This window comes from Streptococcus sp. FSL E2-3488 (assembly GCF_038003585.1).
Classification (GTDB): domain Bacteria; phylum Bacillota; class Bacilli; order Lactobacillales; family Streptococcaceae; genus Streptococcus; species Streptococcus thermophilus.
On sequence record NZ_JBBOPL010000001.1, the window covers coordinates 1 to 26,870 of the forward strand.

The 26,870-nt window shown below is 37.7% G+C and carries 23 protein-coding genes, 12 tRNA genes and 3 pseudogenes; 35 read left to right on the plus strand and 3 right to left on the minus strand.

All coding sequences use genetic code 11. From position 1 onward, the window contains the following. The first annotated feature begins 5 nt into the window (after positions 1 to 5). From MHH90_RS00005 to MHH90_RS00085, 17 genes and pseudogenes are all read left to right on the plus strand, one after another. Positions 6 to 78: transfer RNA gene (locus MHH90_RS00005), tRNA-Val, on the plus strand. A gap of 4 nt (positions 79 to 82) precedes the next feature. Next, positions 83 to 153, plus strand: a tRNA-Gly gene (locus MHH90_RS00010). A gap of 33 nt (positions 154 to 186) precedes the next feature. Continuing rightward, positions 187 to 260: transfer RNA gene (locus MHH90_RS00015), tRNA-Ile, on the plus strand. Between the two features lie 6 nt (positions 261 to 266). After that, positions 267 to 338: transfer RNA gene (locus MHH90_RS00020), tRNA-Glu, on the plus strand. 8 nt (positions 339 to 346) lie between these two features. Continuing rightward, a tRNA-Ser gene (locus tag MHH90_RS00025) sits at positions 347 to 436 on the plus strand. A gap of 9 nt (positions 437 to 445) precedes the next feature. After that, a tRNA-Met gene (locus MHH90_RS00030) sits at positions 446 to 519 on the plus strand. 3 nt (positions 520 to 522) lie between these two features. After that, a tRNA-Phe gene (locus tag MHH90_RS00035) sits at positions 523 to 595 on the plus strand. 14 nt (positions 596 to 609) lie between these two features. Further along, a tRNA-Tyr gene (locus tag MHH90_RS00040) sits at positions 610 to 690 on the plus strand. A gap of 5 nt (positions 691 to 695) precedes the next feature. Further along, positions 696 to 766, plus strand: a tRNA-Trp gene (locus tag MHH90_RS00045). 11 nt (positions 767 to 777) lie between these two features. Continuing rightward, a tRNA-His gene (locus MHH90_RS00050) sits at positions 778 to 850 on the plus strand. 6 nt (positions 851 to 856) lie between these two features. Then, positions 857 to 928 (plus strand) — tRNA-Gln (locus tag MHH90_RS00055). 9 nt (positions 929 to 937) lie between these two features. After that, positions 938 to 1,021: transfer RNA gene (locus tag MHH90_RS00060), tRNA-Leu, on the plus strand. 50 nt (positions 1,022 to 1,071) lie between these two features. Further along, the gene (locus MHH90_RS00065; RefSeq protein WP_340725719.1) at positions 1,072 to 5,466 is read left to right on the plus strand and encodes a PolC-type DNA polymerase III; all 4,395 of its coding nucleotides are present in this window, start codon (positions 1,072 to 1,074) and stop codon (positions 5,464 to 5,466) included. A gap of 163 nt (positions 5,467 to 5,629) precedes the next feature. Beyond that, positions 5,630 to 6,871 carry an aminopeptidase gene (locus MHH90_RS00070; RefSeq protein ID WP_014727288.1) on the plus strand — a complete coding sequence of 414 codons (1,242 nt, stop codon included), beginning with the start codon at positions 5,630 to 5,632 and terminating at the stop codon, positions 6,869 to 6,871. A gap of 19 nt (positions 6,872 to 6,890) precedes the next feature. Next, the gene (locus tag MHH90_RS00075; protein WP_002886331.1) at positions 6,891 to 7,121 is read left to right on the plus strand and encodes a GlsB/YeaQ/YmgE family stress response membrane protein; all 231 of its coding nucleotides are present in this window, start codon (positions 6,891 to 6,893) and stop codon (positions 7,119 to 7,121) included. A 132-nt stretch (positions 7,122 to 7,253) separates the two neighbouring features. Beyond that, positions 7,254 to 7,682: pseudogene (locus MHH90_RS00080) on the plus strand (MarR family winged helix-turn-helix transcriptional regulator). 88 nt (positions 7,683 to 7,770) lie between these two features. After that, a complete protein-coding gene (locus MHH90_RS00085) occupies positions 7,771 to 8,322 on the plus strand; it encodes an NAD(P)H-dependent oxidoreductase (protein ID WP_011225289.1) in 552 nt (183 codons plus the stop codon). Between the two features lie 49 nt (positions 8,323 to 8,371). Here MHH90_RS00085 and MHH90_RS00090 read toward each other — a convergent pair. The 3 genes and pseudogenes from MHH90_RS00090 to MHH90_RS00100 form a co-directional block, all read right to left on the minus strand. After that, positions 8,372 to 9,164, minus strand: a pseudogene (locus tag MHH90_RS00090) (IS3 family transposase); the annotation flags it as partial. A 99-nt stretch (positions 9,165 to 9,263) separates the two neighbouring features. Then, positions 9,264 to 9,536 (minus strand): hypothetical protein, encoded by a 273-nt coding sequence (locus MHH90_RS00095; protein ID WP_100273665.1) that lies wholly within the window; start codon positions 9,534 to 9,536, stop codon positions 9,264 to 9,266. A gap of 214 nt (positions 9,537 to 9,750) precedes the next feature. Beyond that, positions 9,751 to 10,706 (minus strand): annotated as a pseudogene (locus tag MHH90_RS00100) (S66 family peptidase). 190 nt (positions 10,707 to 10,896) lie between these two features. Here MHH90_RS00100 and MHH90_RS00105 point away from each other — a divergent pair. The 18 genes from MHH90_RS00105 (at position 10,897) to MHH90_RS00190 (ending at position 26,869) form a co-directional block, all read left to right on the plus strand. Further along, a complete protein-coding gene (locus MHH90_RS00105) occupies positions 10,897 to 11,058 on the plus strand; it encodes a hypothetical protein (RefSeq protein ID WP_006531779.1) in 162 nt (53 codons plus the stop codon). A gap of 4 nt (positions 11,059 to 11,062) precedes the next feature. Continuing rightward, entirely contained in the window at positions 11,063 to 11,995 is a 933-nt protein-coding gene (locus MHH90_RS00110) for a replication initiator protein A (protein WP_340725720.1), read from the plus strand. Between the two features lie 5 nt (positions 11,996 to 12,000). Next, positions 12,001 to 12,159, plus strand: coding sequence for a hypothetical protein (locus MHH90_RS00115; protein WP_194283564.1), 159 nt, complete (start codon positions 12,001 to 12,003; stop codon positions 12,157 to 12,159). Positions 12,160 to 12,396: 237 nt separating this feature from the next. Then, positions 12,397 to 12,723 carry a hypothetical protein gene (locus tag MHH90_RS00120; protein ID WP_017649342.1) on the plus strand — a complete coding sequence of 109 codons (327 nt, stop codon included), beginning with the start codon at positions 12,397 to 12,399 and terminating at the stop codon, positions 12,721 to 12,723. Between the two features lie 10 nt (positions 12,724 to 12,733). Further along, entirely contained in the window at positions 12,734 to 13,528 is a 795-nt protein-coding gene (locus MHH90_RS00125; RefSeq protein ID WP_340725721.1) for an LPXTG cell wall anchor domain-containing protein, read from the plus strand. Between the two features lie 23 nt (positions 13,529 to 13,551). Continuing rightward, positions 13,552 to 16,947 (plus strand): SspB-related isopeptide-forming adhesin, encoded by a 3,396-nt coding sequence (locus MHH90_RS00130; protein WP_340725722.1) that lies wholly within the window; start codon positions 13,552 to 13,554, stop codon positions 16,945 to 16,947. A 187-nt stretch (positions 16,948 to 17,134) separates the two neighbouring features. Continuing rightward, on the plus strand, positions 17,135 to 17,362 hold the full coding sequence (locus tag MHH90_RS00135) for a hypothetical protein (protein ID WP_000379152.1): 228 nt from the start codon (positions 17,135 to 17,137) through the stop codon (positions 17,360 to 17,362). Positions 17,363 to 17,442: 80 nt separating this feature from the next. Continuing rightward, positions 17,443 to 18,000, plus strand: coding sequence for a hypothetical protein (locus MHH90_RS00140; protein WP_017649339.1), 558 nt, complete (start codon positions 17,443 to 17,445; stop codon positions 17,998 to 18,000). A 52-nt stretch (positions 18,001 to 18,052) separates the two neighbouring features. Then, the gene (locus tag MHH90_RS00145; RefSeq protein WP_340725723.1) at positions 18,053 to 18,802 is read left to right on the plus strand and encodes a hypothetical protein; all 750 of its coding nucleotides are present in this window, start codon (positions 18,053 to 18,055) and stop codon (positions 18,800 to 18,802) included. Between the two features lie 56 nt (positions 18,803 to 18,858). After that, positions 18,859 to 19,215 carry a PrgI family mobile element protein gene (locus MHH90_RS00150; protein ID WP_014295375.1) on the plus strand — a complete coding sequence of 119 codons (357 nt, stop codon included), beginning with the start codon at positions 18,859 to 18,861 and terminating at the stop codon, positions 19,213 to 19,215. Next, a complete protein-coding gene (locus tag MHH90_RS00155; protein ID WP_014295374.1) occupies positions 19,190 to 21,556 on the plus strand; it encodes a VirB4-like conjugal transfer ATPase, CD1110 family in 2,367 nt (788 codons plus the stop codon). The genes MHH90_RS00150 and MHH90_RS00155 overlap by 26 nt, the downstream gene beginning before the upstream one ends. A gap of 2 nt (positions 21,557 to 21,558) precedes the next feature. Further along, on the plus strand, positions 21,559 to 21,732 hold the full coding sequence (locus MHH90_RS00160; RefSeq protein WP_158309482.1) for a hypothetical protein: 174 nt from the start codon (positions 21,559 to 21,561) through the stop codon (positions 21,730 to 21,732). Positions 21,733 to 21,745: 13 nt separating this feature from the next. Next, positions 21,746 to 22,000 (plus strand): hypothetical protein, encoded by a 255-nt coding sequence (locus tag MHH90_RS00165; protein WP_014295373.1) that lies wholly within the window; start codon positions 21,746 to 21,748, stop codon positions 21,998 to 22,000. Between the two features lie 85 nt (positions 22,001 to 22,085). Beyond that, positions 22,086 to 24,749 carry a phage tail tip lysozyme gene (locus MHH90_RS00170; RefSeq protein ID WP_014295372.1) on the plus strand — a complete coding sequence of 888 codons (2,664 nt, stop codon included), beginning with the start codon at positions 22,086 to 22,088 and terminating at the stop codon, positions 24,747 to 24,749. Positions 24,750 to 24,770: 21 nt separating this feature from the next. Next, positions 24,771 to 25,376 (plus strand): hypothetical protein, encoded by a 606-nt coding sequence (locus MHH90_RS00175; RefSeq protein WP_014295371.1) that lies wholly within the window; start codon positions 24,771 to 24,773, stop codon positions 25,374 to 25,376. 12 nt (positions 25,377 to 25,388) lie between these two features. Next, positions 25,389 to 25,775 carry a single-stranded DNA-binding protein gene (locus MHH90_RS00180; RefSeq protein ID WP_014295370.1) on the plus strand — a complete coding sequence of 129 codons (387 nt, stop codon included), beginning with the start codon at positions 25,389 to 25,391 and terminating at the stop codon, positions 25,773 to 25,775. Positions 25,776 to 25,790: 15 nt separating this feature from the next. Next, positions 25,791 to 26,066, plus strand: coding sequence for a hypothetical protein (locus MHH90_RS00185; RefSeq protein WP_014295369.1), 276 nt, complete (start codon positions 25,791 to 25,793; stop codon positions 26,064 to 26,066). Continuing rightward, positions 26,066 to 26,869 (plus strand): hypothetical protein, encoded by an 804-nt coding sequence (locus tag MHH90_RS00190; RefSeq protein WP_014295368.1) that lies wholly within the window; start codon positions 26,066 to 26,068, stop codon positions 26,867 to 26,869. The genes MHH90_RS00185 and MHH90_RS00190 overlap by 1 nt, the downstream gene beginning before the upstream one ends. Position 26,870 lies beyond the last annotated feature (1 nt).

A 26,870-nucleotide genomic window follows, 5' to 3' on the forward strand; every position in this document is an offset into this window, starting at 1 on the left:
AAATAGGGAGTTTAGCTCAGCTGGGAGAGCATCTGCCTTACAAGCAGAGGGTCAGCGGTTCGATCCCGTTAACTCCCATTTAGCGGGTGTAGTTTAGTGGTAAAACTACAGCCTTCCAAGCTGTTGTCGCGAGTTCGATTCTCGTCACCCGCTTTATTTGGAAACAAATATCCAAGCATTTAGCTTGGGCGCGTAGCTCAGATGGTTAGAGCGCACGCCTGATAAGCGTGAGGTCGGTGGTTCGATTCCACTCGTGCCCATTATATGGTCCGTTGGTCAAGGGGTTAAGACACCGCCTTTTCACGGCGGTAACACGGGTTCGAATCCCGTACGGACTATATTTTATGGAGGATTACCCAAGTCCGGCTGAAGGGAACGGTCTTGAAAACCGTCAGGCGTGTAAAAGCGTGCGTGGGTTCGAATCCCACATCCTCCTTATAATTAACGCGGGATGGAGCAGCTAGGTAGCTCGTCGGGCTCATAACCCGAAGGTCGTAGGTTCAAATCCTGCTCCCGCAATATGGCTCGGTAGCTCAGTTGGTAGAGCAATGGATTGAAGCTCCATGTGTCGGCGGTTCGATTCCGTCTCGCGCCATTTATTTATATTTTGGAAGGGTAGCGAAGAGGCTAAACGCGGCGGACTGTAAATCCGCTCCTTCGGGTTCGGGGGTTCGAATCCCTCCCCTTCCATAGTTACGGGCATAGTTTAAAGGTAGAACTAAGGTCTCCAAAACCTTCAGTGTGGGTTCAATTCCTACTGCCCGTGTTAATAAGGTGGCGAATGTGGTGAAGTGGTTAACACATCAGATTGTGGCTCTGACATTCGGGGGTTCGATTCCCCTCATTCGCCTATTTTTGGGGTATAGCCAAGCGGTAAGGCAAGGGACTTTGACTCCCTCATGCGTTGGTTCGAATCCAGCTACCCCAGTAAAACTTTGCCGGCGTGGCGGAATTGGCAGACGCGCTGGACTCAAAATCCAGTGTCCGCAAGGACGTGCCGGTTCGACCCCGGCCGCCGGTATAAGTTGCACTCCATAAGGAGTGTTTTTTTGTATATAGGAGTTATTTTTTATGTCTGATAAATTTAAGCTTCTTTTAAAACAAATTCATTTTCCACAGCATGAGGAAGCTTATAATGAAATTAAAAGTGGTTCTATTGAATCAGTAAAGCTATTTAAATCAAAACGTCAGTGGTTTTTTGTTTTTTCTTTCAGAAATCTACTGTCATATGAGACTTTCACTCTTTTTGATAATCTGCTTCATTCTTCTTTTGATTCTTTAGGGGCTAAAGTTTCATATATGATTAATGTAGAAGATATTTCTTGTGATCAATCTTTACTTGAAGCTTATTTTTCATATGCTTTAGATATTTTAAAATCATCACACTTTTCAATCTATTCCCTATTCTCCAATTTGGGGATTGAGATTTCTAATAATAGTATTTCTGTTAAGGCTCCTGCGCATATCCTTAGAGAGAATTTACATGAGAGATTTATAGCCCTGATTGCTGATGTTCTTTCGAATGTTGGTTTATCTAATGTTTCTATTTCGGTTCTTGAGGATAAAGAAGCTTCATCCTCTCTTGAAGAGGCTTACGAGACAAATAAGATCTCCTTACAAGAAGAGGCAGAATCTCAAGCTAGACAAGCACTTCAATCAATTGTTCAAAGTTCGCCGGTACCACCACCTCAGAAGCATCAGGCCCAAAATTTTGCTGAGAAACAAAGTCAACGAGTTGCAAGCTTTGATAAGGCTGAGATTACTCCAATGATTGAAGTCAATTCTGAAGAAAATAGGATTGTTTTTGAAGGATATATTTTTGATGTAGAGCAACGTGAAACGAAAACAGGTAGGATTATAATAAATTTTAAGGTAACTGATTATACCTCTAGTTTTGCTATGCAACGTTGGGTGAAGGATAGCGAAGAACTTGTTAAGTTCGGTATGATTAAAAAAGGAAACTGGGTAAGAGTTCGAGGTCGTATTGAGAATAATCCTTTTACACATAGTTTGACTATGAACGTACAAGATATTAAGGAAATTTCTCATACTCCTCGTAAGGATTTGATGCCCGAGGGACAGAAGCGAGTTGAATTTCATGCTCATACTAACATGTCAACTATGGATGCTATACCAACAGTTGAAGAGCTCATCGATACAGCGGCTTTTTGGGGACATCCAGCAGTTGCGATAACAGATCATGCAAATGTTCAAAGTTTTCCTCATGGCTACCATAAAGCTAAGAAAGCTGGAATTAAGGCGATTTTTGGTCTTGAAGCCAATCTTGTTGAGGACAAAGTTCCTATTGTTTATAATTCCGAAAATTTGGAATTAAAAGAAGCAACTTATGTTGTATTCGACGTAGAAACAACAGGTTTGTCTGCTGTTCATAATGATTTGATCCAGATTGCGGCATCAAAAATGCATAAAGGTAATATTGTTGAGCAATTTGATGAATTCATTGATCCTGGGTATCCGCTTTCTGCGTTTACGACTGAATTGACTGGTATTACTGATAATCATGTTAAAGGTGCCAAACCTTTAGTGCAAGTTTTACAGGAGTTTCAAGAATTCTGTAAAGGAGCTGTGCTAGTCGCCCACAATGCGACCTTTGACGTTGGGTTTATGAATGCCAATTATGAAAGACATCAGTTACCGACAATCTCACAACCGGTTATTGATACTTTAGAATTTGCACGGAATCTTTATCCTGAGTATAAACGTCATGGTTTGGGTCCTTTGACAAAGCGTTTTGGCGTTGCCTTGGACCACCACCACATGGCCAACTATGATGCGGAAGCAACAGGTCGTTTGTTGTTTATTTTCATTAAAGATGTATTCGAAAAGCATGGATTGACTAATCTGGAACAGTTGAACACAGAATTGGTCTCTGATGATTCGTATAAGAAGTCTCGTGTCAAACATGCGACACTATATGTTCAGAATCAAACGGGTTTGAAGAATCTCTTTAAATTGGTAAGCCTATCAAATGTATCATATTTTGAGGGAGTAGCCCGTATTCCTCGTAAGGTTTTAGATGAGTATCGTGAGGGAATCATAGTCGGTTCCGCATGTGCAGATGGTGAAGTTTTTGATACTCTCTTGTCTCATGGTATTGATAAGGCAGTTGAAGTTGCTAAATACTATGATTTTATTGAAGTTATGCCACCAGCGATTTATGCGCCATTGATTGCAAAGGATTTAATCAAGGATGAGGGAGCTATAGAACAACTTATTAAAGATTTGATTGAAGTTGCTAATCGTCTTGACAAGCCTGTGCTTGCTACGGGAAATGTACATTATATCAATCCTGAAGATGCCATTTATCGTGAAATCATTGTTCGTGCTTTGGGACAAGGAGCTATGATCAATAGACCAATTGGTAAGGGGGAAAACGCTCAACCTGCTCCTCTACCGGAAGCTCATTTTAGAACAACCAATGAGATGCTAGATGAATTTGCCTTTTTGGGGAAAGACTTAGCCTATGAGATTGTTGTAGCTAATACACAAGCTATGGCAAATCAAATCGAAGAGGTTGAAGTCGTCAAAAAAGACTTGTATACACCTTATATTGATCGTGCAGAAGAACAGGTTGCAGAGATGACTTATGCTAAAGCATTTGAGCTTTATGGTAATCCTTTGCCTGATATTATTGACTTGCGGATTGAGAAAGAGTTGTCCTCAATTCTTGGTAATGGATTTGCCGTAATATATCTAGCATCGCAGATGCTGGTGAACCGTTCAAATGAACGTGGCTACCTGGTTGGCTCTCGGGGGTCTGTTGGCTCTAGTTTTGTTGCAACAATGATTGGAATTACTGAGGTAAATCCTATGCCACCTCATTATTTATGTCCTAAATGCCAACACTCAGAGTTTATCACGGATGGTTCTTATGGCTCTGGCTTTGATTTGCCTGATAAGGAGTGCTCAGAATGTGGAACTGAGTATAAAAAAGATGGTCAGGATATTCCTTTCGAGACCTTCCTCGGTTTTGATGGGGATAAGGTTCCTGATATTGATTTGAACTTCTCAGGAGATGATCAGCCGTCGGCTCACTTGGATGTACGTGATATTTTTGGAGAGCAATATGCCTTCCGTGCTGGAACGGTAGGTACTGTTGCAGATCGGACAGCTTATGGTTTTGTCAAGGGTTACGAACGTGATTACAATAAGTTCTATCGTGATGCTGAGGTTGATCGTTTGGCTATGGGTGTTGCTGGGGTTAAGCGAAATACAGGTCAGCACCCAGGTGGTATCGTTGTTATTCCAAATTATATGGATGTCTATGATTTTACACCTGTTCAATATCCGGCTGATGATGTAACTGCTGCTTGGCAGACAACTCACTTTAACTTCCACGATATCGATGAGAACGTGTTGAAGCTAGATATTCTGGGACATGATGATCCGACTATGATTCGTAAGTTACAGGACCTATCAGGAATTGATCCAAAGGATATTCGAGCAGATGATCCGGATGTGATGAAACTTTTTTCAGGGACTGAGGTTTTAGGGGTAACGCCTGAACAAATTGGGACCTCAACGGGCGTGTTGGGAATCCCTGAGTTTGGGACTAACTTTGTTCGTGGTATGGTCGAAGAGACGCATCCGACGACCTTTGCGGAACTCTTACAGTTATCTGGTTTATCCCATGGTACAGATGTTTGGTTGGGTAATGCACAAAATTTGATTAAGGAAGGTATTGCCACCCTGAAAACAGTTATCGGTTGTCGTGACGATATCATGGTATACCTAATGCATGCAGGGTTAGATCCTAAGATGGCCTTTACCATTATGGAACGTGTGCGTAAGGGAATGTGGTTGAAAATTTCTGAAGAAGAGCGAAATGGTTATATTCAAGCCATGCGTGAAAATAATGTTCCGGACTGGTATATTGAATCTTGTGGTAAAATCAAGTACATGTTCCCTAAAGCCCATGCGGCTGCCTACGTTATGATGGCCCTTCGCGTAGCTTATTTCAAGGTGCACCATCCTATTTATTACTATTGTGCTTACTTCTCGATTCGAGCCAAAGCATTTGAGCTTAAGACGATGTCTGCAGGGCTCGATGCTGTTAAAGCTCGAATGGAAGATATTAAGGAGAAGCGCCAACGAAATGAAGCTACTAATCTTGAAAATGACTTGTTTACAACGCTTGAAATTGTCAATGAAATGTTAGAACGTGGCTTTACTTTTGGCCAGTTAGATCTTTATAAGAGTCAGGCGACTGAATTTTTGATTGAAGGAGATACCTTGATTCCTCCGTTTATCGCACTTGAAGGTTTGGGTGAAAACGTTGCGAAGCAATTGGTTGCTGCGCGTGAAGAAGGGGAATTCCTCTCCAAAACAGAATTGCGTAAACGAGGAGGCCTATCATCAACCTTGGTTGAAAGATTAGATGAAATGGGCATTCTAGGAAATATGCCAGAAGATAATCAGTTAAGTCTTTTTGATGATTTCTTTTAATAGCTAAAGTGAATTGTCATCAACGTTGAGAGAATGGAGTCAGTCTCCGTTCTCTTTTTGTTTGGATATCTGTATGTGATGATAAAAAGCCAAAGCTGATAGAAAACTTTTTTCTTCGTCTTATGGTATACTGATAGAAAATTACAGTTTCAAGGAGTTAATCATGGTTTTACCAAATTTTAAAGAAAATCTTGAGAAATATGCTAAATTATTGGTTACTAATGGGATTAATGTGCAGCCTGGTCACACAGTGGCCTTGAGCATTGATGTAGAACAAGCAGAGCTGGCTCACCTCTTAGTAAAAGAAGCTTATGCTTTAGGAGCAGCTGAGGTAATTGTTCAATGGTCGGATGATACTATTAATCGCGAGCGTTTCTTGCATGCAGAGATGAATCGAATCGAAGAGGTTCCAGCTTATAAAAAAGCGGAGATGGAATATTTGTTAGAAAAGAAAGCAAGTCGTTTAGGAGTCCGTTCTTCTGATCCAGATGCCTTTAATGGTGTAGCTCCTGAACGTCTATCTGCTCATGCTAAGGCTATTGGAGCGGCCTTTAAACCTATGCAGGTAGCAACTCAGTCTAATAAGGTTAGTTGGACAGTAGCTGCAGCAGCAGGTAAAGAATGGGCTAAGAAGGTCTTTCCTAATGCTTCGAGTGATGAGGAAGCCGTAGATTTACTTTGGAACCAAATTTTCAAGACCTGTCGTGTTTACGAAAAGGATCCTGTACGTGCCTGGAAGGAACATGCTGATCGTTTAGATGCTAAAGCACGTATACTCAATGAAGCACAATTCTCAGCCCTTCATTACACAGCACCAGGAACAGATTTGACCCTTGGTTTGCCGAAAAACCACGTTTGGGAGTCTGCAGGTGCAATCAATGCCCAGGGGGAGAGCTTCCTTCCTAATATGCCAACAGAAGAGGTCTTTACGGCACCAGATTTCCGTCGTGCATATGGTTATGTCTCAAGTACAAAACCACTAAGCTATAATGGTAATATTATTGAGGGAATCAAAGTAACATTCAAAGATGGTGAAATTGTAGATATTACAGCAGACCAAGGTGAGAAAGTGATGAAGAATCTCGTCTTCAACAATAATGGGGCGCGTGCTCTAGGTGAATGTGCCTTGGTACCAGATTCAAGCCCTATTTCACAATCTGGGATTACCTTCTTCAATACCCTCTTTGATGAGAATGCATCCAACCACCTAGCTATTGGAGCAGCCTATGCGACCAGTGTTGAGGGAGGAGCAGATATGACAGAAGAGGAACTTAAAGCAGCTGGTCTTAACCGTTCTGATGTACATGTAGATTTTATAATTGGCTCAAATCAAATGAATATTGATGGCATCCACCATGATGGTAGCCGTGTACCAATCTTCCGAAATGGTGATTGGGTGATTTAAGTATTGTGGAGGATTTCTCATGATTGGAAGTATGATAGTTGGTTTTCTAATTGGCCTTATTGCCTCTGCTATTTCGAATAGAGGAGAACATATGGGTTGCATTGGTAAGACCTTTGTAGGATGGCTTGGTGCATTTGTTGGTCAGCTTCTTTTTGGAAATTGGGGACCAATGCTAGCAGATACAGCTATAGTTCCTTCGGTATTAGGTGCTGTTATCTTATTAGCCCTTTTTTGGAATCGTAATAGTTAGAAATGAAAGAGTTCTGAGATATTGGTTAGATATCTCAGAATTCTCTTTTTCTTATTTTTTCATTTTTATATACCACTTTTAGAAAAACTGTGGTAGATTATTAAAAATAGCATCTATTTGGAAAGGGCTAGAATGAGTGATCTAGATAAAAACATGGCTGTAAAAAGTATGGTTGTTATGCGTAAGGCTTTTCGGACCATCGATGCCAAAGGTTTCTGAGACCTTTAAAGAATTTAATTTGACACCAACTCAATTTGGAGTCATGGATATGCTTAATGCCAAGGGGCGTATGAAGATTAGCGAATTAATTGATTGCATGCTTGCCACTTCGGGTAATATGACTGTCGTCATTAAAAACATGGATAAAAAGGGTTGGTTGATACGAAAAGCCTGTCAAACAGATAAGCGTGCTTTTGAGATTGATTTGACGGATGAGGGACGCCGTATTATCCAAGCAGCAATCCCCCACATCAGCGAGCAATTGATGAGACTTTTTCCGTTTTGTCTCCTGACGAACAGTCCCAATTGGTAGAGCTTCTGAAAAAATTTAAGAATGTCTGAGCAGAGATTTCTTTATATTTATACTAAAATCAATTATATTACTACGTAGTAGTAAAAATGATTATTAGAAATACAAAGGAAATTTATCATGAAAAACATTCTATTTATCGTTGGTTCTCTTCGTAAGGGATCATTTAACCACCAATTAGCAGAAGAAGCTGAGAAAATGCTAGCTGGTAAAGCTAATGTTTCTTATCTTGAATATAGTCAAGTACCTGTTTTTAATCAGGATTTAGAAAGTCCAATTCTTCCTGTTTTGACAGAAGTTCGAGAGCAGATCTTGGCTGCTGATGCTATCTGGATTTTCTCACCGGTTTATAATTTTTCAATTCCTGGGCCAGTGAAAAATTTGCTTGACTGGTTGAGTCGTGCCCTTGATCTATCAGATCCTTCAGGACCATCAGCTCTTCAAGATAAGATTGTAACTGTATCATCAGTTGCTAATGGTGGTCACAATCAACTTTTTGATGCCTACAAAGAATTGTTACCATTTATCCGTACCCAAGTAGTTGGTGATTTTACAGCGACACGTGTAAATGATACAGCCTGGGTAGATGGAAAATTCGTAGTAACAGAAGAAGTTCTTGAAAGCCTTCAGAATCAAGCTGAGGCTTTGATTGAAGCGATTAAATCAGAATAATTAATACCCCGAGCCTTCTGTACTGACCCCAAAAAGTTAGACAATTAATTTACACAAAGGATTTAGTTCTGTATTGCACAGGACTGAGTCCTTTTAATTTTACCTTGATTAGTTTGTTATTGTAATAATCAATATAGTCTACAATAGCTTGTTCCAATTGCTCAAGTGAGTGAAACGTCTTCTCGTAACCATAAAATATCTCAGACTTAAGAATGCCAAAGAAGGACTCCATCATACCATTGTCTGGACTATCTCCCTTACGTGACATGGACGGTTGGATCCCTTTATCCTCTAAAAATTGATGATAATACTGATGTTGGTATTGCCATCCCTGGTCACTATGGAGAATTGTATTTTCATAATGCTCCTCTGTGAAGGACTGGTCTAACATAGATTTCACTTGTTCTAAGTTTGGTGAAGTTGAGAGATTATAAGCGATAATTTCGCTGTTGAAACCATCTAAAACAGGCGATAAATACAATTTATGTGTGCTATTTGGAATGGCAAACTCTGTCACATCTGTGTAGCACTTTTCCATTGGGTTGGCTGCTTCAAACTGCCGTTGGATAAGGGTTATCTGCTTTCTTGCCAACTTCTCCTTGGTATGAAGAATATTTGTGTTTACGACGAATTTGGGAACTTAAACCAAGGAGCTTCATCAGACGTTGGACCTTCTTCTGGTTCACTACAAAACCACGATTCCTCAATTCCAGAGTTATTCGGCGATAGCCATAATTTCCTTTATGCTCATAATAAATTTCTTGAATTTCGCCTTTAGTCTCTTTATCTTTGTCGTGCCCATCTAGTTGTTTCAACTGATAATAGTAAGTCGAGCGAGATAAATTGTATTTATCTTTGCCAAATCATAAGAAAAGTGCAAAGCTTGTTTTTCTGAACTTGATTTTGACCCTGATTAGTTATCGTAAAATTTATCAAGCGACTTATTTATTGAATATTTGGAGAAAATCATAACTTATCAAGATATATTTGCGACGATTTGCTTGAATTTCTCGAAAAAAATTATTGCCCATATCGCGAAAGTGGGTTAGATGACCATTCTGATTTGGAGCATTATATTGCTTGCGTCGAAGAAGTTGGCAATCCGACCATTGTTGCTTTTTTAAAGGCAAATCTATCAAGTCTTTTTGACCAAAACTGAACAAATAAAAACCGCCCTTACAGAGATTAGATAAGAGTGGTTCTTTTTGTGTCATGAAAAGAGTTTTGTTTAAAGTTTATTATTAAGGGTTGCTTATTAAATAAGTGGCAAAAGCAAAAAAATAAGAATAGGTAATAAAATAATTAAGCGGTTCAACATAGTAGATTTCCTACTTAGATTATAACCCCATTTTAGCAGAGGAATTGATGAAATCGGTTTATTTGCAAATCTGCAAATGAAAATACTTTAATTATTCTTTTTTAGGTTATTTATTCCTCGATATGAATACTCAAAGTATTAGTGTCAATGCTTGCTTGTGCGCCGATAATGATTGTAAAGAGTGGCTGAGTGTGGGCAAAATCAAGGTCATACATGACAGGAATACTTTTAAGAAGTGGGTGCTTGTCTAGGATATAGGTTAATATTTCGGGTGTCATTTGGCATTCCTTTGGGAAGCGTCCGATAAGCACCGCTTTTGGATTGGGGTAAGCTTGTAAAATGGCTGCTAAATTGCGGTCAAAATCATGATAGTCATCTTCTTCTGCCTCTTCTAAGAAAAGGATATAATCGTTGACTTGAGGGGCGTAAGGTGGTTCCGCGAAGGAGTCCAAAAGTAGATAAATTTCCACCAATAATGGTGCCAGAAGCTTTCCCTGCGTTGTAAATTTTCCATTCTGTTGGCATAAAATGGCGTGGTTGTGTTGGGTCATACCAAGGGTCGCTTGAACCACTCTTGACTTGGAACAAGGTCATAAGCTGATTTTGTCATGGCATTTAACCAAGCCTTGATCTGGTAATCTTGACCTTCTTTCATTTTTAAACTAGAATATGACGGTCCCATGTAAGTGAGGTTTCCAGTTTTAGCAAAAATAGCATTCAAAAAGGCTGTCGAATCCGAATACCCACAAATGATTTTAGGGTGTTTGGCAATTAAGTCGTAGTCAATATAGGGCAACAGTTCGTTAGAATTAAAACCACCAATCGTAGCCAGAATAGCATCAACAGAGTCATCAGCAAAAGCAGCATGCAAATCAGCAACACGGCTCTTGATTGAAGAAGAAGAGAGCATATCAGATTCTAAATAATGTTCTGAAAATGACACACGAAATCCTAGATTTTCTAACGTTTCTTTGGCAGAAAGGTTGGCTTCAAATCCACCCAAGCGAGCAATTGAATCTGACGGACTGAGTACGCGAATGTGACTGTTAGGACTTAGTTTTTTCATAAAACACCTCCAAAGATTTTTAGTATTGTAGCATAAATCCCGTATTTTATAAGGAAATAGAATCGGTAAGATAAGTTCAGAATTTAAGAGTAAGTGTCTAGAGTTTTGAGAATTAATAAAATAAATCTATAAGTCAAGAGAGCAATGAAAATTGTTCTCTTTTTCTGTACTAAAAAGAAAGGATACAAACATGACTTCTAATGAACTACATTCGCGTGAAATACTCATTGAATTTTTGATGTTTGAGTTAAAAATTTCACGTAAAGAAAGTCAAAGTCAACTTGCTGAATTAGAAAAATTTGGTCTTATTGAAATAAAACCAAATGGTCAGCTTTATTTTAAAATGGTATAGATTTATGGTTTTTAATGCAATAACTGTAGAACAGTATGAAACGTCTGAACGATATTTTAAACTTCCAAAACTTTTATTTGAAAGTCCTCGTTATGAAGATATGCGATTAGATTCAAAAGTATCTTATTCAATCTTAAAAGATAGACTAAGCCTTTCCCTAAGAAATAATTGGGTTGATGAAGAGGGGCGAATTTATCTAGTTTATTCAAATACAAGTTTGATGAAAATTCTTAAAGTATCAAAGTCAACTTTGTTAAGGATAAAAAAACAATTAGCTGAATACGATTTAATTAAGGAAGTTCAACAGTCAACTAGTAGTAAAGGAAACCTTGCTAATCGTATTTATCTTGGAAACTTGATTGTTGATGATTTTGACGCTAACGATGATGAATTACCCGGGGTGTCAAATTTAGACCAGGGGGGTGTCAAATTTAGACCAGGGGGGTGTCAAAATAATACGGGGGTGGTGTCAAATTCAGCCCCTAATGAGACTGAATATAACGAGACTAATTATAGTGATCATATTAGTTCTAGAAAGACTGAGAAAAATTCTAATGAATTTTCACAGTCAACTGAAACTAATCAGTCATTATCACAAAATCAATCAACTCCATTCGTTGAACCAAAGTATTATTCTCTCTTGCAAATAATTGCTGATAAATACAATGAGCAAATGTTTGGGTTTCCTGATGTTTTAACAATGACTCATAACCAGAAAATGAAAATCGGACAATATTTAGCAAGTGGCTATGTAACAAGTTCTGAAGTATTAAACATGATTGAACGTATTCCGAAAGATAGCACTTCTCCATTAGCGTATTTGTTGAAATCACTAGAAAACTTAAAACAAGAACGACTGTATGAGCAAAAAAGTATAGCACATTTAAATGCTGAAAATTACTACAGCATGAAACTACAGCATGAAAAAAGAAGATGATGAAAATGATTAATTTGATCTTAGCTTTAATTCCATCAGTTATTGTATTTATCTTTATTTTCTTAGCAGTTGAAATTCATGATGAACCGCTGATGGCTGATGATGAAATGACAGTAATATCATCTCCAAAGCATGATAATCACAAATTACATCACGAAGCCTAATAAAAGTAGTTGACCCGAGCAAGTCACAAAACTACTTGTGACCTTTGATAATTAAATACCAGCACCGACCTGATCAGCGAAGCCTAGGGAATAACAATGTATAAGGAAGGCGGTGTAACAGTCTTTTACGAAAGGCACATCCTGGCTTCAGCTTCAATGAAGAAGTTATGAGTTTAGCTCATGCGTTAAATGCGGATAGGAATTTCCTACACAAGCGAAAAAGAAAAGGAGTTTGTTATGACAAACTTATTAAAAAACTTTGATAGACCAGAAGTGACTCTATCAGATTTACGTCTTCTTGGTTGTCAAGGAGAAGCAATTGCTTACCTTGACGACGGAAGACAAGCACTTATTAAACCTAAATTTGCTATTGTTCAGCATAAAAGAATGGTCAATGGCAACTTGATAGTTATCGGTGAAGATATTCTTCGTTTTCATGAGATATATTCAGCTATCGTATCCATTAAGCGAAAACACTTTAGCGTAGCTGAAAGAACTAAACGAGATGGAGAATATTGCCTCGTTTTAACAGGAAGAGGCTATCACCGACAAAGAAAAGAGTAGAGGAGTAAACATGAAAAAAGTAAAAGCGTTAGCTTTATTTTCAACAGCTATTTTAGCAACAGCATCAACTGGAGTTTATGCGGATGAATTGATTTCAGATGGCACCACTTCTCCCTCAACAGAGCAAGTGACACCATCAACAGCTCCCTCATCAGAGGTTGTTATCCCTGATGAGGGGTCAACCACCCCGTCAACAGACACAGGTTCTACAACGGAACCAACCGTCCCTGTTGATCCAACAAATCCTTCTTCAGACGTTACAGAGGTAACCGATGATAATGGTGTGACAACAGATCACACAGGTGATAGCGATACCCAAACGGAAAGTAATACAGATCCGAGTGAAGCGGTTCCTAATGTGGATGATGCAGGCGGTGTGGCAACAAATCATACCGTTCCAACAACGGATGGTGGGACAGCGACAGTCACTCCAGACACATCTGTACCTACCAACAATCCAAATATCTCAGCTGAAACAGCAGCTAATGCTGGTACAACCTCAACGGTTACAGGCCAAATCGTCCAAGACGTAACGACAGACTCACCAGTCTACACCAACACAGGCGCTACGATTGTGAGCACCCAAAATGGCTCAGTTGTATTGGCTGATGGCACGATTACCAGTCCTGAATCAATCGGAGCAACGACAAACAGTGATGGGACTATCTCAGTCACAACCGCAACTGGTGAAAGCACCACATTACCAATGACAGGTGATGAAAATACAACACTTTTAAGTATCTTAGGAAGCGCCTTAGCCGCTATTGGTGGTTTATTCTTTAAGAAACGCCAATACTTTAATTAAAAAATAGGATAGGATAAAAACAAATGAATCAGAAAGAACAATTACAAGGACATGGTTATTTTCGGAAGAAAAAATGGGCAAAAGGGTTAGCTTCAGGTATTGCCCTAGGAGCTGCTGTCATTACCTTTGCAGGTGCAACAGGTGTTTCTGCCGATGAAACAACAGCGGCTACAGATAACACGACAGAAGTTGTGACGAGTCAACCCGAAAGCATCAATGATAACAATGTTTATGCAGAAAATGCTAATACTTCTGAAGGGACACTAGCAGTAGATATTGATAACAGTAATGTGGAAGCTGCTGCGACAGAAGCTAGCAACGTTGGTGTTGACGTGACAAAAGAAGCTGCTAAAGACTATGGAACAGATACAACAACTGATGGATTAAATGATACAAAATCAGAAATTGCTAACGACCAAGAAAAACAAGTCGACTCACTAGAACAAGCAACAGCAACACAAAACGCTAATAATACAGCGTATGCAGATGCGCAAGCTGCTATTGATGCCAATAACGATTATGTTAATAATGCTAAAGATACTTACGGTTCAGAAACAACTGTAACAGTGACAAATGATCCATCAACAGCTACTGACGGTACAGCTAGTGCCAATAACGAAGCTAAAACAAAAGCTGAACAAACCTTAGCTGATAACAAAGAAGCAGTTGCTGAATATGTAGAAGCTAAAGCTAACTATGATGCCACTGTTTCAAAAGCAGAAGAGCTAAATGCAGCGGTTGAAGCAGCAGCTAACGAATTGAAGAATAAAGGTGTTACGGTAACAACATCAAGTCAAGTTGTCAACTCTGTAGCTGATGTTGAAGCCTTGCAAGCGCAAAATGATGCCACTATTGCCCAAGCCAATAGCGAAAAAGCTGCTGTTGATGCGCTTTTGGCACAATATGCAGCTGATTTAGCTGCATTTAACAATGGGACAAACGTTTCTGTCTCTGCAGGTGTTAAGACACAAGATGTTGATAATTTGACGTATGGTAATTCGTTCATGAATGGTACAATCAACGCTGATGGTACCTTTACTTTCACTCATGATATGAACGATGGCTTGAATGATACTTATGGCACACTTGGTACAGGTACGCTAACAGGAAAACTTAATTACCATGTAGAATCTCAAGGTAATGGTAATATTACCGTCTATTTGGATAGCGTTGAGCTCTATACTTACTCTTATACAGCTTATCGACCAAACTATGCGGTTAATCAAAATCTAAACTTCCATGTTTATACGCTTGGCGGTACTGAAATTTACAGTACTTATCATACTGGTAATGATTCCTTTACAGATACCATTAATCGCTCAACAACTTTAACTTATGAACACGGTGTTTCTGTCGGTGATACCTTGGCTAATGTTGGTTTCTTGAATATTGATGATAACTGGATCTACAACACACATGGTCAAGCCGTTATTAGCTTTACGAATACCAATAAAGCTCCAGATCCTGTAAATCCACCTGAGGTCAAAGCGAATTTGGTAACGGCTGTCAATCCAAAAAAACCAAGTTTGGCATTGACAAGTTTGTCAGACACAACAAATCAAACTATTAAAGCAAGTTACCATGACTACAAGCTTAACTACAGCCCAATGGTTGAAAAAGATCGCGCCAATAGTGATGGTGTTGATATGGATGGTAAGACTGCTGTTAAAGGTGATGTCTTAACAGATACACTTGATATTTCAAATCTCTATGCTAACCTTAACGTTGGTGATACCGTTACGATTATCGATCCACTCGAAGCAGGGGAATACTACAACGTTGATGACAATATTGCTGCAGCAGTTGCGAATGGTTGGGAAGTCAGCTACGATGCTGCAACAGAAACGTTCACTTATAAAACAACTTATACAGGTGAAAAATTAGTTGTGCCAACGGTTGATTGGGCGCCTGCCTATGATGCCGCTTATTACGATAACACTTATAAAATGCTTGTTAATGACAACCTTTATCAAGTTTATTCAAATACAGTAAAAACACCAACGCCAGAAGCACCTCAACCAACGAAGGAAATCACAGATACTTATGGTAACGACATTGATGGGTCAACAACTTTCGATAAAAACGTTGTTTTCCACCTTAATACTGATTACACACCTTATACAGAAGTAACAGCTTCAACAGATGCTATTTCTAAAGGGTTTGCTATCTTAGATGACGTTGAAGATGGCATGTTTACTGTTAACGAAGATGGTATTGTGATTCGTTTGACTGATAATGGCGAAACAACAACGCTTTCTACTGACATTGCAGATGTTACAGAAGCAGGCGGCGTATCAACTAATCATACAGGTGATAACGATAGCGAAGAAACAACTGCTGTTAATAAGTTGAATGACCTCTTTACGATGTATCATGTTCTTGCAGGTGAAACAATTTCAGACGAAGTTCAAGCTATTTTGGATCAATCAGGTTTATCACCAGTTGGTGAGTTCTATCTTTGGGTAGATAAAGACCCTGCAAGTTTCTATACAAACTATGTTAAGGCAGGTAAGAACGTTACCATTGACCTTCCTGCCTATCTCACAGCAGATGCAGGCACTGTTGTTCCTAATGATTTCTATCAAATTGACTTCGGAAATGCTTATCAATCAAATCTAGTCTTTGTTAAAGTTCCAGACGTATCACCAGAAAAACATGCCATTAGTAAAAACGGTACAGTCCTTGACGGTCAAGAAGTTGGGCTTAATCAAGTCTTTAACTATAAACTAGATGGTGTGACTGTTCCAAAAGATCATGATACACTTTGGCAATACGATGGTAAAGATAAGTTAGATATTGAACATGACCGATTCACAGGAAACTGGAAAGCTGTCATTACTGGTACAGAGTATACTGCCAAAGAAGATATGACATTAACATACGATGTTATTACTGATGATGGTACAGTTATTAAAGCAGGCGATACTATCGCAGCTGGAACAAATTATCATTTTATCTTTGAGTTCAATCAAGATACTAATGATGACTTTATTAATAAAATTGTTAAAGTGACTTGGAATGCTCAAGCGGGTGAATGGGCTTACAGCATTAATGAAGACTTCCTTCGCTCACTAGGTATTGAAGGTACTTTTGATGCAGACTTCTGGATTGAAGTAGAACGTATTAAAGATGGTGAAGTTGAAAATACTTTCATCAATACTATCAATGGTCGTGAGTTGGTTGCTAAGGTAACAACTCATACGCCAACACCTGAAACACCAGCAAAACCAGAAGAACCAGTTAAACCAATCAAAGAAGTTCCAGTTAAACCAATCAAAGAAGTTCCAGTTGTTAAAGCTGCAGCGCTTCCGATGACTGGTGAGAAAACAACACCAATGAATGTTTTTGCAACATTCATTGGTCTAATTCTGACTACTGGTGCAGCTTTTGGTCTTCGCAAAAAAGAAAAACATAACTAATTTATATTAAGGACAGGCGGTGCCTGTTCCTAGAAGGATTCTATCTTGCCTAAATAATTGTTACGTCTAAATCTCCTGATAGTATCCTTCTAGGAGCAGGTAACTGCCTTCTTATTTCAGGCTGTAAAAATAATTGATAAGACAATTTACAGTCTTTTTTTATTACACTTAAAAGGAGAAATTTATTATGGATACAGCAGTTCGTGTAGTTACAGCTTTAGGAGCAATTCTTTCAATCGTAGGTCTTGGGTGGGTATTAACAGGAGCCTTTGACTATTTTTCAGGACGTAAAAATGGTAATCCAGCTATGATGGACCAAGGCATGACTTCAATGGTTTCAGGTGGAGCTATTGCAGTTATTTCAGCAGGTGTTGCTGCAGCAATTGTTGCGGCTATGCGCTCAATCTCATTCTAATAACTTACATACATGTAAGATAATCAGTTGAAAAAGTGGTATAATAAAGGTAAGTAAAAGGGTTACAAGGAGAAAAGAAAATGAACAAGGAATTTGATTATGTAGCTTTTGCAAAAAACTTTGAAGCCACTAACGGACGTCCACCAACAGCGGATGAACTTGATAATGCTAAATGGGAACATTTCGGTATTAGATGGCATACACCAGAAGAGTCACAGGCTGAATTAGAACGTATTAATGCATCTTATAAGCCAACTTGGAGCGAACACTTGAAAGATGCTTTAAGTTTTCTAGGACGTGGATTTTTCAAAGCTCTGTTCTTTGTTCTCGTATCTCCAATCTATTTAACAATGTTATTCTTTAATTTAATCAAATCAGCTATTGGTGTGTTCATGGTTTGGTTTGTGTCAAAATTTATGCTTCTTTTTGTTATTGGAATTATTTCTGATATTAAAGGAGAAAGTGAGATCACAGGAATTTCAAAGAGTATATTAAATAGTTTATTTGGTTCAGATTTTATTTCTACTGGCAATCCGAACTTTTTCCCTCATCCTGTATTAGATGCTTGGATTATAGGGGGAGTAATTATTTTACTAGCCCTCGTTGCTACTTTTTCAAAAGTTGAAGAAAACAAATAGTTGTTAAAAGAACCTTTTTAGGTTCTTTTTTATTTTATTAGAAAGGAGAGTTATGGATAAAATTGTTTCAGAATTAACGGAGTCCTTGGGAAACTACAATAAAACAGTTAATTCATCAATTGGAGCTATCAATAAGTCATTGATGGCTATTGGATATATTTTAGTATCGATCTTATTCTTAATTGAAATGCTCTCTTGGTATCGCTTTATTAGAAATCAGGGCGGTGAGATGACATGGAAGCTCTTTCTCGAAGCAGCTGTCAAATATTTTATTGCTTATTTCTTAGTATCTCAATCTGGTGCAGTGTTAAATGCTATTATGTGGTTTGCAAATGGGGTTGCAAAACTAATTGGTGTTGATTTCAAAGGTGCTGGTTTTCAGTATGTTCCAATCAAACACGGAAAATATGGGATTAGATTAATGATTGATGGTATCGGTTTTATTGTTGGTGCCGCTGCAACTCTATCTTTAAGAGTAATTGTTTTGCTACGATTTATTGAACTTTATTTCTTTAAAGCAATAGCGCCAATCATTGTTGCATTTTGGATAGGTGATAATACTCGTCATATTGCTATTAATTTTTTAAAAACGTTTGGTGCCGTTGCCCTTCAAGGTGCAGTAATTATTTTATTACTTGCTATTTGGCAAGGATTTAGAGTTGATACCTTGGTTCAATTAGATAAAGATAGCTGGTTAGGAGCATATGCTTCAGGTTTTAGCTATATAGGTAAATGTGTAGTGTTCTTGATTTTGCTGATTGATTCACAACGTAAAGCCAAACAATTACTTAATGTATCTTAATAAAAAGCATCTCTGATTAAGAGGTGCTTTTTGGGTATTGGGTAGAAAGGAGAAAAATGAACAAACTAGGTTCTGAATTTTTTAAAGCAATTGACCAGTTTGAACGAAGTGTCGTTGGTGGTTTTACTTGGCGTCAGCTTGTCATGCTATTTGGGATTATCTTTGGTGTTGCTTTAGCAACATTGATTTCTTTTTTGAAATTGCCTGACATTTTGTTCTATCTAGCACTAGCTTTAACTGTTCCGCCATCATTTGTTTATGGCATAAAGAAAGATGAACATATTAAAGAAGTTCTAATGTTTAAATTTACAGTACAAGAACGTGCTTATCAAACAGATTTTGAAAGTGAGGATATGAATGGTACGTTTATTCAAGAAAAGGGCGTCCATGAATGGAACGACAACTTTGACTAAAGAAGATAAAGAGCGAGCAAAGCAACTTAAGAAAGCTTTGAAAGCTAGCACTCAAAACACAATTAAATACACGTCTTTATTTGAAGATGGATTAATGCACATTGTTGATGAAGAATACTCTAAGACTTGGGAGTTGGGCGATACTAACTATATCACAGCAGATGAAGATGAAAAGCTTGATATTATTGATTATTATGTTGAAGCTCTGAATGGATTAGACAGTGACAATACTTACCAATTACTTATTATTAATCGGCCAGTTCCATCAACGCTTTTAAATCAAATTACCTATGAACTTGAAAGTGATGATCGTGATGTCTATCGTCAAGAATATAATGATATGATTACGTCACGTTTTGCGACTGACCAAAATAATTTTAAGGTTGAAAAATTTATCACTGTTTCAACGTCTGCACGAGATCGTAAACAAGCTTATCGAAAATTAAATGATGTTGAAAATAACTTTTCAAAACAATTCCAAGTGATTGATATTCCCTTCACACCTTTAACAGGAACAGAACGATTAAATATTTTCGCTGATTTGTTGAGAGGTAACCCATATCTTAACGTTGATTACAAAGATGTTCGGATTAGCGGTTTAACAACAAAATCTTTTGTTGCTCCTGGACGGATTTGGTTCCAACAAGACCAATTTATGATGGATAAAAAGTACTGCAAAGTTCTTTTTGCTAGAAGCTTCCCAGCTTTTCTAAATGACCGTCTTATCAAGTCAATCACAGATATTGGGATTGAATTAGCTATTACTATTCATGCTAAACCGTATGATCCAGCAGACGCTGTTCAGAAAATCAATACAGCTGAAGCAGGGGTAAAAATGGATATGATTAAGTCTCAAAAGGTTGCTGCAGATAAAGGTATCTCAGGAAATTTAGCAGTATCAGGTGTAGCTCAAGCTACTGCAGAAGAAGCCGCTAAATGGAGTACTGAAATTAATGATAATGACCAAAAAATGTTTTCAGGTATTTTTGCAGTCATGCTAAAAGCAGATACACCTGAAGAACTTGCTGATTATACAAACCGTGTCAAACAAGCTGGACGTAAGCATGTGGTTGATTTTGAGGAAACTTACTATCACCAAGAAGAAGCGCTTAATACCATGTTGCCAATCGGAAAAACTTATTTGGATGTTAAACGCCGTTTCATGCGTGATATGACAACAACCAACATTGCCACACAAATTCCGTTTACAAATACTGACTTGCAAAGTAGTAGTCCGATGGCGATTTATTACGGACAAAATCAAATTTCAAACAATATTATTACGCTTGATCGTCAACGTGATTTGAACACGTCTTCTGGTGTTATCCTAGGTTCTTCTGGTTCTGGAAAGTCTGTATTTGTTAAAACGAGTGAAGTTATTCCAACGATTTTAAGGTATCCTGATGACCGTATTATTATTGTTGACCCTGAGGATGAATATTCTGATATTGGACGTGCATTTGATGCCCAACTAATCGATATTTTCCCAGGTTCACAAACCCACTTGAATTTGATGGATTTACCAGATGAAGAAAATCTATCGGCTGAAGATGCTGACCCAATTGGTGAAAAATCATCGCTTATTATGGGACTTTTTGAAAATATTCTTCAAGAAGTTACTGATGAAGATTTTTCGATTATTGACCGTGTCACACGTCTATGTTATGAACGTATCACTGATAGAACACCGACTTTAAAAGATTGGTACAACATTCTGTTGGAACAACCTGAAGATGTAGCTCAAGATTTGGCTTTGAAGTCAGAATCGTATACGAATGGTTCTCAAGATATTTTTGCACATGAGACTAATGTTAACTTGAATAATCAAGTGGTTATTTTCAACTTGAAAAAACTTGATGGTAAATTGAAACCATTTGCCTTAATGGTTGTACAAGATTATATCTGGAACCAAGTCGTTAACAATCAAGGTAAACTAACAACTCGCATTTATTTTGATGAAATGCAAAATCAATTCTTGACAGATAATCAAGCAGAGTTCTTTACAAACCTTTACGCTCGTGTTCGTAAGTATGGTGCTATCCCAACTGGAATTACTCAAAACGTTGAAACACTATTAGCTCGTACTGAAGGACGTAAATTGATTTCAAATAGTGAGTTTATTGTTTTGCTGAAGCAGAAGAAAACAGATTTACAATACTTAACTCAAACTATCAATTTGACAGATGCACTTATTCGTTATGTTGAAAAGCCTAAAGCGAAAGGCACAGGGCTAATCATTGCAGGTCAAACAGCAGTACCATTTGAAAATCCAATTCCTAAGAATACTGAGTTGTTCAGGTTGGTTGCTACTGATGCTTACCGTAAACTTGAGGGAGAATAAAAATGGAAACCATACTTGACTTGCTAGTTGTTATTAGTCCGTTAATCTTTGTTGTTGGACTAATCATGATGTTCAAACAGATTGAATTAGAAATAAAAAACGAAGAAAAGTTTTTTAAAGGAGTGTTAGTTTTAGGGATTGCAATAATGACTATATTTTTCAGTACTATGTTTTAAAAGGAAGCTTGCTATGACTTTAAAAGATTTGGATACTAAACTTCAACAAGAAGCAAAAGCTAGTGAAAAAAGAATTCTGATAGCTTTAGGTGTTATTTTTAGCGTCATAACTATTAAGTTTGTATTTGGCTTAGTTGCTGCTGGTCTTTTGCTGTTGTCGTTTTTAGCAGTACTTGCTTATATTCATCATCGAAAGCATAAGAAATGGCTAGAAGCTGATATAAAAGCGATAGCTGCACAGCGGAAAGCTGAGCAACATAATAACTAGTGGCTGTTGTCATTATCTTTAAAAGTTATCTACTTTTAAAAAATTATTTTTATTAATTTCAACCATTTTTGAGAGGAGGTGAACCATGTCTGACAAAAAAGATTTAAGAAAGCGTGTGGTGAGAAATCGTCACATTAAAGAAAGTGTGCAACGTCATAATCAGTTATCAGCTAAGAAAGCTCAAAACGCTGCTAAAAAGGAGCATCATGAAGCTAAGATTAAGGTGAAACATGCTAGAGCATCTTTAAGGAGAGCTGAGAAAGGCATTGATAAAGATGTTGACGGTGAAAAGATTGTTGACGACCTAGAGAAAGCATTAGCTGAAAAGAAAGCTACCAAGAAAATCAAAAAGAAAGTCAGAAAGACTAATCCAACCATTGGTCAGAAAGCTAGACGAACTGGTAAGAATATAGCTTTAAATGCTAGTCATCAGATTAAAACTACTGCAATGGACCAGGATGATACCTTGTCCGATTTACAAAATTTACAATATCGAACAAGACAGTCAAAAGCAGTTGCTAAACAAGCTGGTAAAGTGACTTGGCGAGGTGCTAAACTAGCCTATCGAAAAAGTAAAGGCATGGTTAAAGTTAGTCGAGGAGCTTATAAAAGCACCAAAGCAGGAACTAAGTTTGCAACTAAAACAACAGCAAAAGCTGCTACAAAAGTAGCACAAGCAACTGCTTCAGCTGTAAAAACGGCAGCAAGTGCAGCAGCAACGTTATTAGCTAACCCCATTACATGGATTGTCAGTGCTGTTCTTGCTTTTATCTTGTTTTTGGTAATCATTGTATCCTCAATTTTTTCAAGTAATGTTATTCAACAAAATGATTTTACACTTAATCAATCCTGGCTTCATATTTCACAAGTTGACCGCCAAAAATCATCTGACCAAGTTGAATATTACACGGATATTGATTCTATCTTGCTTTACATGAACTTTCGCTATGGTGGTGAATGGGAACCAGATGCTAACTGGGATGATGGGACAGGTGGTAAATTAACAGGTGCCCTTGGTTTTAATCATTTTTCAGATGCGCTGGATGATATTTGGAAAGAAGAAAATAGCGATATTGATAACCTAAAAACTATGGCTGAGCTTTATACTAACGGTAAAGCCTGGATGAAACTAGATAAAGCTGATTTAGCTGATTATAAAGAAATTCTTGAGAGTCAATCCGAAACAGGAAAATACTTAGCTACTCAAGAATTGATTAATCCTTTTTATTCTGCGGATGATGCCAAAAGCGATACAGATTATCTAACTGTTTCAAAGCGATATGGATATACGTCTAAAGATAAAATTGATCCAACGACAACGCTTCAGGCTCAATCAGGTCAAAAGCTTTATGCAGTCATGGATGGTAAGGTTACGGTTACAACAAAAGATTTAAAAGGTAACGAAACGAAAACAACTAACTTAATTATTTCAGATAGTGATGCACGTTTCATTTATTATGGTGTTTCAGCTATTCGAGTTAAGACAGGTGATAAAGTTGAAGCAGGAGCCGAGCTTGGGACCGTTTCTGGTGGTTCACAAAAGATTGCCTATGCCAAAAACTATGGTGAAGTCGATGCTAAAGATTCTCAGTGGTTGCAAGACATAAAAAATAAAGATGTTTCATATGGTTATACGGAGCAGACAAAGAAAAATAAGACAAACGTTTGGGTGTTAGTTAATCCTGGTTTTTATTTCCCGTTTGTTAAGTACGCTCAAACAACTGTCATTATGCGAACATCATCTGAATTGAGTGGACGTGCTAAACAATTTTATGACTTAATGAAGAAGTTTTATCCAAGTGCTACTGATAATGGAATTGCTGCTGTTGTTGGTAATTTTGCCGTTGAGTCATCCATTACCCCAAAACGAGCCGAAGGTGATTATCTTAGCCCACCCATCGGAGCATCTGATGGGTGCTGGGATGATGCAAATTGGTTAAACATGGGTGGTACAGCAATCTACGGTGGTGGTTATCCTAATATCCTTCATCGTGGGATCGGACTTGGTCAATGGACGGATACCACCGATGGCGGTACTCGTCATACTATGCTAATCAATTATGCAAATTCTATTGGTAAAAAATGGTATGAGCTAGAAACACAAATTCGCTTTATGTTAGAAGGTGATTCACCTTATTATCAAAACATTTTAAAAAGTGTGTTAAGTTCTAATTCTGATACAGATAGTCTAACCAGAACCTTCTTAACAAAGTGGGAAGGTATCAACAATGGTACACTTTCTCAACGTCAAAGCTATGCTAAACAAACATTGTCTTGGTTCCACCAATCAATCGCAGGTGGTGGAACAATGGCTTCCTCTTGGAATTTCCCTGAGGAGTATCGGGACAAAATTAAGAGCATGCCAACAGGTGTCAGCATGACAACACAACCTGGTAATGGTTATCCTGCAGGTCAATGTACTTGGTATGCTTATAATCGTCTGGTTGAACTAGGTGAAATTACGGATTTATCAGGAAGTTATGGTCACCTTGGTGATGGTAAAAGCTGGGTAGGAAATCTTGTCGCCAAAGGTTGGAAATTTAGTACAATGCCAACGGCAGGAGCTGTTTGTTCAACGGCTGGTGGCTTTGATAGCACCTATCCTCAGTATGGACACGTTATGATTGTTGAAGCGGTCAATGCTGATGGTAGCTTTTTGGTATCTGAATGTAATTATGCAGGTAATCAAAGTCAAATTCACTGGCGTGTTTGTCGTAACGCTCCATACTACACGTTTGCAACACCTTAATAGTAACAGAAAGGAAAGATAATGATAGATGAATTTAAAGTGACCTTTTTTAAACGTGTCATGATGATTGTAGGTATTATCGTTATCTTTCTCATTGGTTTAGGATTTGGATCAATGGGAAAGAAAACAGATAATCAATCTTCAAGTCACACAACTTCAGTGAAGAAAACTAAAGAAGGTCAGCAGTTAACCGAAAGCTGGGTTAAGCAATTTTTAATCGCTTATTACACTAAAAAAGATTTAGAAGAAAATCGTAATCGCTACAAAGAATATATGACTGATGGCATGTTTAATGCTGCTGTATCTGAGGAAGAAACAGCACAAAATCAAGCTTATAAAGGCTTTGTTGTCAATTTTGAATTTAAAGATGCTCAAATTTATATTGATAAAACCAATGATAAAGTTATTTGTTATGTTAATTATACAAACGATTTGCTTCAGAAAAAGAATTCAACAGAAGGTGCCCAACTGAGTGTAGATAATAATACTATTATCCAGTTAACTTACAATGAAATTAATGGGAAATACTTAGTAAATAACATGAGTACACTTTTGATTACAGATTCTCAAAATCCGACAGCTTCACAAGATTCTTATGGAGATGTTGTTGCAAGTAATGATGAATAGGAGAATAAAACGATGTTGAACCAAAGTATTATTACAGGACATCTAACAAAAGATACCGAGCTAAGAAAAGTGACTGACCGTTCTGTGGTCTCTTTTACGCTTGCTTCAAGTAGAGATTATAAAACAGAAGAGGGGGCTTACCCAGCAGACTTTATTGATTGTGTTTTGTGGGGAGCACCAGCTGAGAGTTTCCATACGTTAACAGCTAAAGGCGATACTCTTCAGGTTACAGGGCGTTTGCAGACTAGAACTTATAAAGATAAAAAAGAGGTAACTCATAAAGTTACCGAAGTCCAAGTTGATAAATGGTATATTGTTGCCGTTAATCAAAATCAAGGTGACTATCCTGTTAAAGAAAAAACTATTGTTAACGATAGTTTAGATAATTTATCACTATAGAAGGAGAACTAGACAATGAATGAAACGACTTTTGAAACAAATAATCACACTGCTAAATCAGCACGCCGTCAAAAATCAACAAGTGATCGCTTAAAAGACAAATTGAAACAACTCAATAAAGCAAAAGCATCTCTTGAAGCGGCTCAAAAGAAAATTAAACAACTGGAAGCCGATATTAAAGAACTTGAAGCCAAACGTCAACAAGAAATTCTTAAAGAATATGGCATGAGTTTATCGGACTTAGAAGCCTTTTTAGCTGATAACAAGGACAAACTTGGGGGTGATGCGTAATGTTTCGCATTACAAGATTAAGTACAGGTCAACAGCGCGATTTTCAAAATCGAGAAGAGTTAGAATTTTTCTTGGAAGGTGAAGAAAATCGTTGCTTGCAGCTAAATACAACAGCCACTTTTCAACTTTTTCATCTTGATAAAAATGAAGAGCTGCTAGAGTCAATGGAACTCACTATTCCATCTTCTGGGGAACAAGACGTTAAAGAGCTTTTAGGTGACTTTGGACTAAAAAAGGATAAGAAATTCTTCTTCAGACGTGGGACTAAGCAAGAAAAAACTCAAAGAGTTCAAAAGAAAAAACATGAATTATCAACCGCAAACGAAAATATGAGCAAATCAAAGCCATCTGTTAAAGCAACTCCCAAGTCTTCTAATCGTTTTTGGGTAATGATAGCTTTGTTACTCTCAATTTTTAGTTTAGCGACTTCTCTTACTAATCATTACAGTAGGTATCAAAAAGAGGAGAATAAAACACAACAGACTACCATTAATCAAGGAGCTGATGTTTTTTGTCGCTATTTCATCAGTAATTATTTTGCAAACTCATCAGCTCGTGAGGATTTTATTTCTAATTCGCTTGATTTAAAACAGTTTGATACTGACAAAGCAACAACAGTTAGTGTTTTGTTAGAAAAAGAAGTGATGACTAAAAAAGTAACGACTTTAACTTATGTTATTAATTGTCGCTATGACGATAATTCAACCGCTAACAAACGTTTGACACTAACCGTAAAACAAAACAAAGAAGCTAAATATGGCTATTTAGTCTCAAAAGCTCCTAAACTAACTGCTTATCCATAAC